General features: G+C 65.4%; 11 protein-coding genes. 5 read left to right on the top strand and 6 right to left on the bottom strand.

Annotated features, from left to right (window positions below; genetic code table 11):
- Positions 1–144 precede the first annotated feature (144 nt).
- Entirely contained in the window at positions 145–2,688 is a 2,544-nt protein-coding gene (locus ACLSSQ_RS14345) for a putative bifunctional diguanylate cyclase/phosphodiesterase (RefSeq protein WP_014236653.1), read from the top strand.
- 20 nt (positions 2,689–2,708) lie between these two features.
- On the opposite strand, the gene ACLSSQ_RS14340 is transcribed toward ACLSSQ_RS14345, so the two are convergent.
- Both ACLSSQ_RS14340 and ACLSSQ_RS14335 read right to left on the bottom strand, forming a co-directional pair.
- Positions 2,709–3,521 (bottom strand): inositol monophosphatase family protein, encoded by an 813-nt coding sequence (locus ACLSSQ_RS14340; protein WP_014236654.1) that lies wholly within the window; start codon positions 3,519–3,521, stop codon positions 2,709–2,711.
- A 14-nt stretch (positions 3,522–3,535) separates the two neighbouring features.
- On the bottom strand, positions 3,536–4,096 hold the full coding sequence (locus ACLSSQ_RS14335) for a thioredoxin family protein (protein ID WP_130460070.1): 561 nt from the start codon (positions 4,094–4,096) through the stop codon (positions 3,536–3,538).
- A 121-nt stretch (positions 4,097–4,217) separates the two neighbouring features.
- Here ACLSSQ_RS14335 and ACLSSQ_RS14330 point away from each other — a divergent pair, with 121 nt between their 5' ends.
- From ACLSSQ_RS14330 to ACLSSQ_RS14315, 4 genes are all read left to right on the top strand, one after another.
- On the top strand, positions 4,218–4,967 hold the full coding sequence (locus ACLSSQ_RS14330) for a 16S rRNA (uracil(1498)-N(3))-methyltransferase (protein ID WP_130460069.1): 750 nt from the start codon (positions 4,218–4,220) through the stop codon (positions 4,965–4,967).
- Between the two features lie 3 nt (positions 4,968–4,970).
- Positions 4,971–6,479, top strand: coding sequence for a polyphosphate:AMP phosphotransferase (gene pap / locus ACLSSQ_RS14325; protein WP_014236657.1), 1,509 nt, complete (start codon positions 4,971–4,973; stop codon positions 6,477–6,479).
- Between the two features lie 57 nt (positions 6,480–6,536).
- Complete coding sequence (argA, locus tag ACLSSQ_RS14320; RefSeq protein WP_014236658.1) at positions 6,537–7,883, top strand: amino-acid N-acetyltransferase; 1,347 nt, start codon at positions 6,537–6,539, stop codon at positions 7,881–7,883.
- 99 nt (positions 7,884–7,982) lie between these two features.
- Complete coding sequence (locus tag ACLSSQ_RS14315) at positions 7,983–8,255, top strand: oxidative damage protection protein (RefSeq protein ID WP_014236659.1); 273 nt, start codon at positions 7,983–7,985, stop codon at positions 8,253–8,255.
- An 84-nt stretch (positions 8,256–8,339) separates the two neighbouring features.
- On the opposite strand, the gene ACLSSQ_RS14310 is transcribed toward ACLSSQ_RS14315, so the two are convergent.
- From ACLSSQ_RS14310 to ACLSSQ_RS14295, 4 genes are all read right to left on the bottom strand, one after another.
- Positions 8,340–8,771 carry a hypothetical protein gene (locus ACLSSQ_RS14310; protein ID WP_416243071.1) on the bottom strand — a complete coding sequence of 144 codons (432 nt, stop codon included), beginning with the start codon at positions 8,769–8,771 and terminating at the stop codon, positions 8,340–8,342.
- A gap of 117 nt (positions 8,772–8,888) precedes the next feature.
- Entirely contained in the window at positions 8,889–9,599 is a 711-nt protein-coding gene (phoU, locus tag ACLSSQ_RS14305; RefSeq protein ID WP_014236661.1) for a phosphate signaling complex protein PhoU, read from the bottom strand.
- 82 nt (positions 9,600–9,681) lie between these two features.
- Positions 9,682–10,353, bottom strand: a complete 672-nt coding sequence (rpiA, locus tag ACLSSQ_RS14300) for a ribose-5-phosphate isomerase RpiA (RefSeq protein ID WP_205230835.1) — start codon at positions 10,351–10,353, stop codon at positions 9,682–9,684.
- A gap of 64 nt (positions 10,354–10,417) precedes the next feature.
- Complete coding sequence (locus ACLSSQ_RS14295) at positions 10,418–12,106, bottom strand: hypothetical protein (RefSeq protein WP_416243070.1); 1,689 nt, start codon at positions 12,104–12,106, stop codon at positions 10,418–10,420.
- Between the last annotated feature and the right edge of the window lie 86 nt (positions 12,107–12,192).

The raw sequence follows: 12,192 nt of genomic DNA, 5'->3' as shown, positions 1-12,192 counted from the left end.
CATTATCCCAGATTCCATGGGCCGGATTTGCGCTTTCCGGCTTGCTCCTGGCGGGGGGGTATAGTAATTTGCCGACAGCATAGGGAGGTACGGGGGTGCCTCCTTCGATGTCATACAAATATAAAGCTTGGCTCAGGGAACCCCATGAAAATCCGAACGTTCGTCCTGGCGACCTCCATCCTGGTTGGGTTGCTCTTTTTTGGCGGCAGCTATTGGGCCGTCAGCCGCTCCTTCGACAGCACCGTACGGGATCATGCCCGGGAAGGCGCCAACACCATGGCGCGCATGGCTTTCGTCTCCATGTACGAGTTGATGAGCACTGGCTGGCGCCGGGACCAGGTGGAAAAATTCCTCCAGGGCATGCGCGACGCCACCCGGGGTTCCAACGCCACCGTGGAAATCTATCGGGGCCCCAAGGTCGAGGCCCTCTTCGGCGCCATCGAGCAGCCGCCCCTGGATGAACTGCTGCGCCAGGGTTTTTCCGCCGGCAAGCCCCAGGAGTCCATGCAGGGCTCCTTCATCCGCTTCATCTATCCCCTGCAGGCGGAAAACCGCTGCCTGCGCTGTCACGACAACGCCGCCGTGGGCGACGTGCTGGGCCTGATCGAAGTGCGGCAGAACGTGGGCGGCCTGGTAGACCAGGCCCGGGCCGAATTCTCCTGGTCCCTGGCCATTCTCATGCCCCTGGGCCTGCTGCTGGCGCTGCTGGCCGTGTGGTGGGTGAACCACCGGCTGGAAGGCGCCCTGCGCCATGTGGAGGAGGGCGTGGCCGGCGTCAATGCGGTATCGGACCTGCGCAAGCTGGAACTGCGCGGCAGCCGCCCCGGCTTCGCCGAGCTGACCCGTATCGTCTGCGCCGTCGAGGAGCTGGTGGCCAAGCTGCGGGCCGTGGCGGTGGACAAGGACATGCTCAAGTTCGAGATCGGCCTGCTGGAGAAGTTCGTCATCACCTCGGACATCATCCGTGACTGGACCGAATACGTGAATCACCTGGTGGTGGACATCAACAAGGTGATGAACGCCCACGTGCTTTTCTCCATCTTCCAGATCGACGACGAGCTCTTCGACCTGGAGATTTTCTGGTACCGGGAGCCCTCCGCCGCCACCAAGCAGCGGGTGGAGAGCCACATCCGGGAAGTGCTGAAGCAGAATCCCCGCTTCTCCGTCATCACCTCCTTCACCATCAACCACCACGTGGCCAAGCCCGGTGGCGAGAAGGTGGAGCTGGCGGAGGAGGAGGTGCAGCTGCGGGTCAAGTCCTTCTTCGTCGATACGCCGAAGATCGGCGGCATCGTCGGTATCGGCGTCCAGGCTGACGAACTGGAGGACGATACCCGCCACCTGGTGCTCGATTCCGTGCTGTCCACCCTGCTCAATGTGGTGGGGTCGGTGAAGGCCATCTACAAGTACACCAAGGACCTGGAGTACTACGCCACCCGGGACCCCCTGACGGACCTCTTCAACCAGCGGGTGTTCTGGGAAATGATCGGCTACGAGATCGACCGTTCCTCGCGCCACGACGAGCATTTCGGCCTGCTGCTGATCGATCTGGACAACTTCAAGCTGGTCAACGACAACTACGGCCATGCGGTGGGCGACAAATTCCTCCAGGCCTTCGCCCGGGAGGTGCGGCAGGTGCTGCGCAGCGGCGACATCTTCGCCCGCTACGGCGGCGACGAGTTCGTGGTGATCCTGCCCGAGGCCGACCTGGAGCAGACCTCCGTCATCGCCCAGCGCATTCTCGAGGCCTCCCGGCAGAGCAGCGTCACCGCCTTCAACGGCGATGTGGTGCACGGCACTGCTTCCATCGGCCTGGCCGTGTATCCGGACCACGCCACCGAGCCCAAGGACCTCTTCCTCTTCGCCGACAACATGATGTACAAGGCCAAGGCGGAGGGTAAGGAGCGGGTCGCCATTCCCACGGCGGACGACGTCATGGAAGTGTTCCGCGACATCTCCCAGAAGAGCGTCACCATCCTCAAGGCCATCGACGAACGGCGGCTGATCCCCTTCTTCCAGCCCATCCTGGATGTCCAGGCCGGCGTGGTGGTGGGCTACGAGGTGTTGTCCCGCATCGAGGTGGACGGGGAAATCATGCGGGCCGACGAGTTCGTCGAGATCGCCGAGAAAATCGGTGTCATCCACCGCCTCGACTGCCTGGTGATCGAACTGGCCCTGCAGAAGCTGGCGGCCGAAGGGCACGAGGGCTACATCTTCCTCAACCTCTCGCCCCGGGCCATGGTGCTCAACGAGTTCGCCCGCTCCCTGCGCCAGATCGTGGCCGATTCCGGTATTCCGCCGGAGCGCATCGTCTTCGAGATCACCGAGCGGGATACGGTGAAGAACCTGGCCCTGATGGAGCGCTTCCTCAACGACCTGAAGTTCGACGGCTTCAAGCTGGCCATCGACGACTTCGGTTCAGGCTTTTCCTCCTTCCACTACCTGCGCCGCTTCCCGGTGGATTTCCTCAAGGTGGAGGGGGACTTCGTGGTCAATATCCTGCACAGCACCAAGGATCGGGCCTTCGTCCAGAGCATGCAGTCCCTGGCCCACGAACTGGGCATCCAGGTCATTGCCGAATTCGTCGAGACCGGCGAGGTGCTGGACGAGTTGAAGCGCATGGGCATGGACATGGCCCAGGGCTATTACATCGGCCGTCCCGACCGGGAAATCCGCAAGCCCGCCTGAGCACGGGGCGGGCCGGCGGCCTAGAGGCCCGCCCGCAGCCAGTCCCGCCAGGCGGCGAAGACGCCGGGGTCCAGGGCGGCGACGATGCGCCGGCGCCACAGGTCGTCGGCGTGGAAGTCGTCCTGCTCCAGGGTGCACATGTGGCCGCCCGCTTCCTTCAGGATCAGACAGCCGGCGGCGTAATCCCACAGCATCTGGCCGCCGTGCACCGCCACGTCGATGCGGCCCGCGGCCACCTGGCACCACTCCAGGGCGCTGCTGCCGAAATTACGCTGGGAGAAGAAGGGCGGTGCCGTGGCGATGCGGACGGCCAGTTCCCGGGGCAGGCGTTTCAGGTCCACATTGGCCACCGCCTGGTCCAGGCTGCCGGCCACCCGGCGCAGGGGCAGGCGCTTGCCGTTCACGTAGGCGCCGCCGCCCTCCCAGGCATAGAACAGTTCGTTGGTGATGGGGTTGTAGGTGATGCCCAGGCGGGGCTTGCGTTCCCGCAGCAGGGCGATGGAGACGGCAAAGACGGGCAGGCCATTGACGAAGTTGGTGGTGCCGTCGATGGGATCGATGCACCACACGTCCCCGTTGCCCGCCTCCAGGGCGGCTTCCTGTTCGGCCCGGCTCATTTCCTCGCCGATCACCGGGCAGGGCACGATTTCCGGCAGGCGCTGCAGGAGAAAGCTCTGGCACGCCAGGTCCGCTTCCGAGAGCAGGGTGCCGTCATCCTTGCGGTGGTGGATGGCCTTCATGAAACGGGGCACGATGGCTTCCCGGGCCACCTGGTGCACGGCTGCGATGACCGTTTCAACCGTGTGCCGGTTGGCGTTGTCGGCGTAGCGCATGGAACGGCTCCGGCTCAGGTGTCACGCCATTTCAGGGAACAGCCGATGCTCGGCGTCTGCTCCGCCGGGCCGCGGCCGCCGGCGGCCACCAGGGTCATGGCCTCGAACAGCTCCCGGCGGGCATCGGGGCGGGGGGCATTGCGGCCCGTGTCGTCCAGGCGGCCCCGGTACTGCAGTTGCAGGTCGGCGTTGAAGCCGAAGAAATCCGGGGTGCACACGGCGCCGTAGGCCCGGGCCACGGCCTGACTGTCGTCCAGCACATAGGGGAAGGGCAGGTCCCACTGGCTGGCCAGGGCCTGCATCTGGGCAAAGCCGTCTTCCGGGTAGGCCGCCGTGTCGTTGCTCATGACGGCAATGCTGCCGATGCCGTGGTGGTCGCGCAGTTCCCGGCAGTCCCGCACCAGGCGCTCGAGAATGGCTTTGACGTAGGGGCAGTGGTTGCAGATGAAAATCACCAGCAGGCCCCGGGGACCCCGGGCGCTGGCCGGGCCGTGCTGGCGGCCGTCGGTGCCGGGGAGGAGGAAGTCCGGCGCTTGCCAACCGAAGTCGCAGAGCGGCGTGGTGAGGCTGACCATGGGGAAACTCGCTTTCTGTCAGGGTATGGCAGAGCGGCCCCGATTCTCTGGAACTGGCCCGCAAGCCCCGTGGATGCACGGGAATGGGCGACGTAAGGGCGCGCGCGCCTATAATAGCACGATGACCGATCCCCGCTTTTTCTGCTCCCCCGAGGCCCTCAGCCTGAGTCCCGGGACCTCCGTGGACCTGCCCGAAGGTCCGGCCCGTCATGCCGCCCGGGTATTGCGCCTGCAGGCCGGCGACGGCCTCATCCTCTTCGACGGCCGGGGCGGCGAGTACGGCGCCTGCATCGAGGCCGTGGCCAAGGACCGGGTGCGGGTGCGCCTGGGCGAGCACCAGCCCCGGGAATGCGAGTCGCCCCTGGCCCTGACCCTGATCCAGGCCCTGCAGGGCGGGGACAAGATGGACTTCACCCTGCAGAAGGCGGTGGAGCTGGGCGTCAGCCGCTTCCAGCCGGTCTCCAGCCGGCGCAGCGTGGTGCGCCTGGACGGCGAGCGGGCGGCCAAGCGCCTGGAGCACTGGCGTGGCGTCGCTGTTTCCGCCTGTGAACAGTGCGGCCGCAACCGGCTGCCGGAAGTGGCGCCCCTATTGCCTTTGGAGCGGGCCCTGGGCCAGGCGGAGAGCGCTTCCCGGCGCTTGGTGCTGCTGCCCGGTGCTGCCGTGTCCCTGGCGGCCATGGCGCCGCCGGATGGTCCGGTGTCCCTGCTGGTGGGGGCCGAAGGCGGCCTGGCGCCGGAGGAGGCGGAGGCGGCGGTGGCCGCCGGCTTCACCCCGGTGAGCCTGGGCCCCCGGGTGTTGCGCACCGAAACGGCGGGCCTGGCGGCCCTGGCAGCGATTCAGGCCCTGTGGGGCGATTTCAGGGGAGGGTGAGTCATGTTTGAATCGGCGGAACTGGAACACCGGGTCGACAAGAAGGATTTCGATGCCCAGGTGCCCCAGCTGCGGGCAGACCTGCTGGATGCCCAGTACGACGTGCTGCAGGCCAAGCGCTTCCCGGTGATCATCCTGGTGAACGGCGTGGACGGGGCCGGCAAGGGCGAGACGGTGAATCTGCTCAACTCCTGGATGGACCCGCGCCACATCGACACACACGCTTTCCCGCCTCCCTCCGACGAGGAGCGGGAGCGGCCGCCCATGTGGCGCTTCTGGCGTTCCCTGCCGCCCAAGGGCCGGGTCGGCATCATGTTCGGCAACTGGTACACCGACCCCATCCAGGGCCGGGTGAACGGCACCTTCAAGGCTTCCGAGCTGGACCAGCGCCTGGAGGAGATCGTCCGCTTCGAGAAGATGCTCACCGACGAAGGCGCCCTGCTCATCAAGTTCTGGTTCCACCTTTCCAAGAACGACCAGAAAAAGCGTCTCAAGGCCCTCTCCAAGGACCCCAAGCAGAGCTGGCGGGTGAGCGAGCAGGACTGGTGGCGCTACGAGCATTACGACGAATACCGGGAAGTCTCCGAACACGCCCTGCGTCACAGCAGCACCGGCAATGCTCCCTGGGTGGTGGTGGACGGCTTCGACGAGCGCTACCGTTCCCTGGCCGTGGGCCGCATCGTGCTGGATGCCATGCGCCGCCGCCTGGCCCGGCCGGACAGCAACCTGCGCATCGCCGCCGCCCCCTTCCAGCGGCCGGTGCCCGGGGAGAACCTGCTCACCGCCCTGGACATGTCCAAGGCCCTGGCCAAGAAGAAGTACGAAAGCGAGCTGGCCGAGTGGCAGGGCCGGCTCAACGCCCTGTGCCGGGACGAGCGCTTCCAGGGCCGTTCCCTCATCGCCGTCTTCGAGGGCAACGACGCCGCCGGCAAGGGCGGCACCATCCGCCGCATCACCAGCGCCCTGGATGCCCGCCAGTACCGCATCGTGCCCATCGCCGCTCCCACCGAGGAAGAGCGGGCCCAGCCCTACCTGTGGCGCTTCTGGCGTCAGGTGCCGCGCCACGGCCGGGTCACCATCTTCGACCGTTCCTGGTACGGCCGGGTGCTGGTGGAGCGGGTCGAGGGCTTTTGCGGCGAGGCCGACTGGATGCGGGCCTACGCCGAGATCAACGACTTCGAGGACCAGCTGGTGCGGGACGGCGCCGTGGTCGCCAAGTTCTGGCTGGCCATCAGCAAGGACGAGCAGTACCGCCGCTTCAAGGAGCGGGAGGACACCCGCTTCAAGCGCTTCAAGATCACCGACGAAGACTGGCGCAACCGGGAAAAGTGGGACGACTACGAGCAGGCGGTGTGCGACATGGTGGACCGCACCAGCACCGAAATCGCCCCCTGGACCCTGGTGCCGGCCAACGACAAGAACTACGCCCGCATCCATGTCTTGCGCACGCTGTGCGAGCATCTGGAAAGGTCGTTGAAAAAAGACCCCGCCAAGAGCGGGAAAAAGAAATGAGACTGTCGTAAAGTCTCCCCTTGCCCATCGTGCGCTTGCCCTCAGAACAGCCCGCCCATGACCGATAACGCCCTGCCCAACGCCGCCCAGTTCGTCGCCTGGTTCCGTTCCGTCGCACCCTACGTCAATGCCTTTCGCGGCAAGACCTTCGTCGTCGCCTTCGGCGGCAAGTCCATTTCCGGCCCCCTGGCCCGCACCTTCGCCTACGACGTCAGCCTGCTGGCCAACCTGGGGGTGCGCCTGGTGCTGGTGCATGGCTCCCGCCCCCAGATCGAGGAAGAGCTGCAGGAGAAGGGCCTGGAAAGCCGCTTCCACGCCGGCCAGCGCATCACCGATGCGGATACCCTGGACTGCGTCATCGATGCCGTCGGCAGCGTGTACCTGGAAGTGGAGGCCCTCCTTTCCCAGGGACTACCCAACACGCCCATGGCCGGCAACACCATCCGGGTGGTGGGCGGCAACTTCATCACCGCCCGCCCCATGGGGGTGCTGGACGGGGTGGACCTGCAATACACCGGCGCCGTGCGCAAGATCGACGCGGAAGGGCTGAAGGCCCAGCTGGGCCTGGGCAACATCGTCCTGCTCTCCAACCTGGGAGCCAGTCCCACCGGCGAAATCTTCAACCTTTCCATGGAGGAAGTGGCGGAGGAGGCGGCCAAGGCCCTGGGGGCGGACAAGCTGATTTTCCTCACCGACAGCCAGGGCGCCACCGATGCGGAGGGCAACCTGCTGGACGAGCTGACCGCCGACGCGGCGGAACAGCTGGCCCGGGTCGGCGAATGGCTGTCGCCGGACCTGAAGCGCTATCTGCCCTGTGCCGTGCGCGCCAGCCGGCGGGGCGTGGGCCGGGTGCATATCATCGGCTATGAACTGGACGGCGCCGTCCTGCACGAGTTGTTCACCCACGACGGCGTCGGTACCGTGGTCACCCGGGACCCCCTGGATACCCTGCGGGACGCCAAGCCCGACGACATCGGCGGCCTGGTGGGCCTGATCGCTCCCCTGGAAGAGGACGGCACCCTGGTGCACCGGCCCCGGGAATTGCTGGAGCGGGAAATCGGCCGCTTCTCGGTGGTGGAGCACGATGGCGTCATCGTCGGCTGCGCCGCCCTCTACCCCTATGCGGAAGACGGGCAGAAGGCCAAGACGGCGGAGCTGGCCTGCCTGGCGGTCTCGCCGGAGCATCGCCGCTGGGGCTACGGCGAACGCCTGATGCAGCACATCGAGGGCAAGGCCAAGGCGGCCGGGGTCAAGCGGCTGTTCGTGCTCACCACCCGCACCACCCACTGGTTCATCGAACGGGGCTTTGCCCTGGCCTCGGTGGACGAGCTGCCGGAAGAAAAGCGCCACATGTACAACCTGCAGCGCCGCTCCAAGGTGCTGATGAAGAGTCTGGGCAAGTAGGGCTTCGCGCCCCATGGCCCCACAGTGACTGGGGGCTTTGGCGGTACGGCGGCGGCCTCGCGATATAATCATCCCCAACCAATTTCTGGAGGAAGCACCATGGCAAGAACCGTCAACTGCATCAAGCTGGGCCGGGAGGCCGAAGGCCTGGATTTCGCCCCCTACCCGGGCGAACTGGGCAAGCGCATTTTCGAGAACGTCTCCAAGGAAGCCTGGCAGCAGTGGATTCGCCTGCAGACCATGATCATCAACGAGAACCGTCTCAACCTGGCCGACCAGCGCCATCGCCAATACCTGGCCGAGCAGCTGGAAAAGCACTTCTTCGGCGAAGGCGCCGAACAGGTGCAGGGTTTTGTGCCGCCCCAGTCCTGAAACCAAGCGCTGCAGGAAAAAAACCGCGGAATCCCCGCGGTTTTTTTTGTCTCTGATCTGTTTGCGATCTGCCGAGGCCGAGCTTTAGCGGGCGTAGCGCAGCAGGCGCCGCCCATCGTCAGTGGTATGGCAGCGGTAGATTTCAGGGCCCAAGAAGACGCCATAGGCATTGCGCACCATCACCTCCACCTGGAAGGTACGGGCTGTGGTCTGCCGGCTTGCCCCGTAGGCGATGATGTCGGACTGGCCGCCGCTGACTTGGTGGATGCGTACACTTTCCGGGTTTTCAATGCGGAAGTGTTCGACGAAGCGGTCGCGGCAAAGCTGGGCGCCCAGTTCCTTGGGGCCGCCGCCATCCTGATGGATGGTGCCGCTGGCGTAGTGTTTCAGTTCCCGCCCATCCGGGCAGGGCTTGTCGCTGAAGGTATTGCCGCAGCGGTACATGCCGCCTGCCTGGGCCGCCAGTTGCACAGCCGCCAGTATCAGTCCCGTCGCCCATCGTCCTTTCCGCTTCATCGTCGCTCCCTGTTTGTTTATTACAAGAGCATAACCCAGTTTGGTTCGGCAAAGAAAAAGCCGCCCGCAGGCGGCTTGTGCCAGTTAGCTGGAGACTGAATCCAGCAGGGGGGCGGTTCAGCTGTTGGCGATTTCCCGGTCGATTTCTTCCAGGGTGGCGTGGCGCACGTTGAGGCCCTTGACCATGTAGATCACGTATTCGGCGATGTTCTTGGCGTGGTCGCCGACCCGCTCGATGGCCTTGGCGATGGACATGATGTCCAGGGAGCGGGAGATGGTGCGGGGGTCTTCCATCATGTAGGTGATGAGCTGGCGTACCACGGAGCTGTATTCCACGTTCACCGCCTCGTCCTGGTGCACCACTTCGGCGGCAGCCGTGACGTTGAGGCGGGCAAAAGCGTCCAGGGCCGTGTGCAGCATCTCCAGGGACAGGTCGGCCATGTGCCGCAGTTCCACGTCCGGGGTGAAGGAGGTGTGCTGGGCGTTGAGGGCCAGGCCCAGGCGGCCGATCTTGTGGGCCTTGTCGCCGATGCGCTCCAGATCGGAAATGGCCTTGATCACGGTGGTGATCATGCGCAGGTCGATGGCGGTGGGCTGGCGCTTGGCAATGACCTGGTTGCAGGCTTCGTCCAGTTCGATTTCCAGCTGGTTCACCCGGGCATCCTCCCGGACCACCGCTTCGAGCAGGCTGGTATCGGCAGCGTAGAGGCCCTGCATGGCCTTCTTCACCTGTTGCTCGACCAGTCCGCCCATCTGCAGCACACGGGTGCGCAGGCTTTCCAGCTCGATATCGAATTGCTTGTAGGTATGTTCGCTCATGGCTTCCATGGTCGCGGTCCTGTTGGGGTCAGAACCGGCAACGTTAGCAGGCTAATGTGACAGGGAAGTTTCAGCACCCCCGCCTTTTCGGTCAAGCGCTAAGTGTCTTGACCCCTTCCGGGGTGCCCAGCAGCAGGATGTCGGCACCGCGGCGGGCGAAGAGGCCGTTGGTCACAACGCCGACGATCTGGTTGATGCGGCTTTCCAGATCCACCGGATCGGCGATGGAGAGGCCGTGTACATCGAGAATGATGTTGCCGTTGTCGGTAAGGAAGCCCTCGCGCAGCTTCGGCGTGCCTCCCAGCTTGGCCAGCTCCCGCGCCACCTGGGCCCGGGCCATGGGGATCACTTCCACCGGCAGAGGGAACTTGCCCAGGGCCTGGACCAGCTTGGAGCCGTCGGCGATGCAGATGAAGGTCTCGGCCACGGCGGCCACGATCTTCTCCCGGGTCAGGGCGCCGCCGCCGCCCTTGATCATGTGCAGCTTGGGCGTCACCTCGTCGGCACCATCCACATACACGGGCATGGTACTGACGTCGTTGAGGTCCAGCACCGGGATGCCGTGGCCCTTGAGGCGGGCGGCCGTGGCTTCGGAGCTGGCCACGGCGCCGCGGAAGCGGCCCTTCATGGCGGCCAGGGCGTCGATGAAACAGTTGGCGGTGGAGCCGGTGCCGACGCCGATGATGGCATCTTCGGCGACGCGGCTGGCCACGTAATCGGCAGCGGCACGGGCCACTGCCTGCTTGAGTTCGTCCTGGGTCATGGGGGAATCCGGTGGGGGGGCTGGAAAAGCCCTATTTTACCGGAGGGATTGGCCGCCGGCGGACTCAGGCCTCATTTTCCCGGTAGAGGATGAGCTGGTAGTCGGGGCCGCTCTCCTGGATGCCGGCCAGGCGGATGGGCTGGCGCTTGCCGCCGATGATGAGGTCGGCCCGGCGGTCCGGGGTGTAGGTGTCCGGCGGTACGGCCAGCAGGCGTTCCTCCCGAGAGATGAGGATGGCATCGAGCAGGCCCAGGCCCATGGCTTCGGGAATCTGCTCGTTCCAGGGGCAATCGGCATTCTTGTCCGCCAGCTGCACCTGGGCGCAGGCCGGGATGCCGGGGAAGACGGTCAGGCCGGCATTGGGCTTGCCGTGGCTGCGGCCGAGGCGGCGAATGATGCCGACCCGCCAGTCGATCTCATGTTCGAGGCGATACCCCACCAGGGTGCCGATGCTGTGCCAGGGGCGGCGGAAGGGCAGGCGCGCGCCCAGGCCGGCGGCGCTCAGGTCCAGGCCTTCCCAGGTGTCGGTGATCTGCTGGATGCCCGTGCTTTCCAGGGCCTGGAGCACTTCCAGGGGTGTCTTGGGCGGCGCCTGCTTTTCCTCCTCGGGACGGGCGCCACCCTCGACCCGATGCAAATCGAGGATGCGGACGTGGCCCTTGTAGTCCAGGGTGCGGCCGGAGCGGGCGAATTCGGCGGCGGCGATGGCGCGCCGGGCCATGGAGAGGCCGGCCACCACCAGCAGATTGGCCGCCAGGGGCGTACGTTCCTGCTGACGCGTCGGTGGGGTGAGGGACCAATGCTGGATCAGCAGATGGAGGAGATCCATGGCCGTGCGGGTGTCGCACTGGCAGTTGTCCAGCCAATCCGGCAGCTTGCCGCTGGTTTGCAGCGTGGCGCGCAGCTTGATGAGTTGTGCCTGGGCCGGGCCGGGGCCGAAATAGCGCCAGGAAGGACCCATTTCCTGGCCGGGGGAGCAACGGCTGGGGCCGTCGGTGGCTTCCAGATTGATGCGGAAAGGCGTCTGGGAGGTAAAGCTGTCGATGAACAGGCAGTGGGATTCCACCTTGCGGATGGTGCGGTCCAGCGCTTCCATCTGGGGCGGTGTCAGGTTGGACAGGGGCACGGACTCGAACAGGACCCCGACCAGGTATTCACGCCAGACGCTGGTGGTTTCCGGCAGGTCCGGGTAGGCACTGACCTTGCCGTGCAACAGTCCCAGGTTACGGGCCAGAAACAGGACTTCGTGGCAGGTCCTCCACCACAGAGCATCCGGTCCCACATAGTTGAACTGGGCGATCTTCTTGCCCCACACCAGGGCCTGCATGGTGCGTACCGCCAACTTGGTGAGGCGGGTGCGATCGGGCTCCTTGCCCGACTGGATTGCCTGCTGGGCCAGAGCTTCGAGCACGTGGCGATAGGCCTGGTAGGCGCTCCGGTAGTGGTGCTCCAGGGTTTTCAGCAGACGATCGGCCAGGTAGTCCTGGCGGTTGTCGTTGAAATAATTGATCCAGGCTTCAGCCAGGGCCGGCTGGATGTTCTCGTCCAGGCGTTCCACTGCCCGGGCGACACTTTCCGGCGGCATGTCGGCGGAAAGCTGTTCCGGGTGTTCCAGCCACTGATCCACATCCTGCAGGGTGGTTTGCGGATTGACCCGCGGAATCTGGGCCAGATAGGCGTCAATCCCCTTGTCGCTGCCCAGGGGGTGATCGCTGCCAGAATTCTTCAGGCGGGAAGTGATCCAGTTAAGCATGATGGTCTGTCACGCAGGTGCAATAAGGGGAGGAGTCTATTCCTTTTTTCTTTGAAAATTAAGGAGTCTCGGGGTTCCCCCCGGTT

This window comes from Azospira sp. APE16 (genome assembly GCF_047901315.1).
Taxonomy (GTDB): domain Bacteria; phylum Pseudomonadota; class Gammaproteobacteria; order Burkholderiales; family Rhodocyclaceae; genus Azospira; species Azospira oryzae.
The sequence above is the reverse complement of the archived record's forward strand: the minus strand, read 5'-3'. Positions and strand labels throughout refer to the sequence as shown.

Coding starts and splice junctions, on each gene's coding strand:
- ACLSSQ_RS14335 (WP_130460070.1), bottom strand. CDS start 4,096: ATGGTCAGCCTCACCACGCCGCTCTGCGACTTCGGTTGGCAAGCGCCG.
- argA (WP_014236658.1), top strand. CDS start 6,537: ATGACCGATAACGCCCTGCCCAACGCCGCCCAGTTCGTCGCCTGGTTC.
- ACLSSQ_RS14340 (WP_014236654.1), bottom strand. CDS start 3,521: ATGCGCTACGCCGACAACGCCAACCGGCACACGGTTGAAACGGTCATC.
- ACLSSQ_RS14310 (WP_416243071.1), bottom strand. CDS start 8,771: ATGAAGCGGAAAGGACGATGGGCGACGGGACTGATACTGGCGGCTGTG.
- pap (WP_014236657.1), top strand. CDS start 4,971: ATGTTTGAATCGGCGGAACTGGAACACCGGGTCGACAAGAAGGATTTC.
- ACLSSQ_RS14330 (WP_130460069.1), top strand. CDS start 4,218: ATGACCGATCCCCGCTTTTTCTGCTCCCCCGAGGCCCTCAGCCTGAGT.
- ACLSSQ_RS14295 (WP_416243070.1), bottom strand. CDS start 12,106: ATGCTTAACTGGATCACTTCCCGCCTGAAGAATTCTGGCAGCGATCAC.
- ACLSSQ_RS14345 (WP_014236653.1), top strand. CDS start 145: ATGAAAATCCGAACGTTCGTCCTGGCGACCTCCATCCTGGTTGGGTTG.
- ACLSSQ_RS14315 (WP_014236659.1), top strand. CDS start 7,983: ATGGCAAGAACCGTCAACTGCATCAAGCTGGGCCGGGAGGCCGAAGGC.
- phoU (WP_014236661.1), bottom strand. CDS start 9,599: ATGGAAGCCATGAGCGAACATACCTACAAGCAATTCGATATCGAGCTG.
- rpiA (WP_205230835.1), bottom strand. CDS start 10,353: ATGACCCAGGACGAACTCAAGCAGGCAGTGGCCCGTGCCGCTGCCGAT.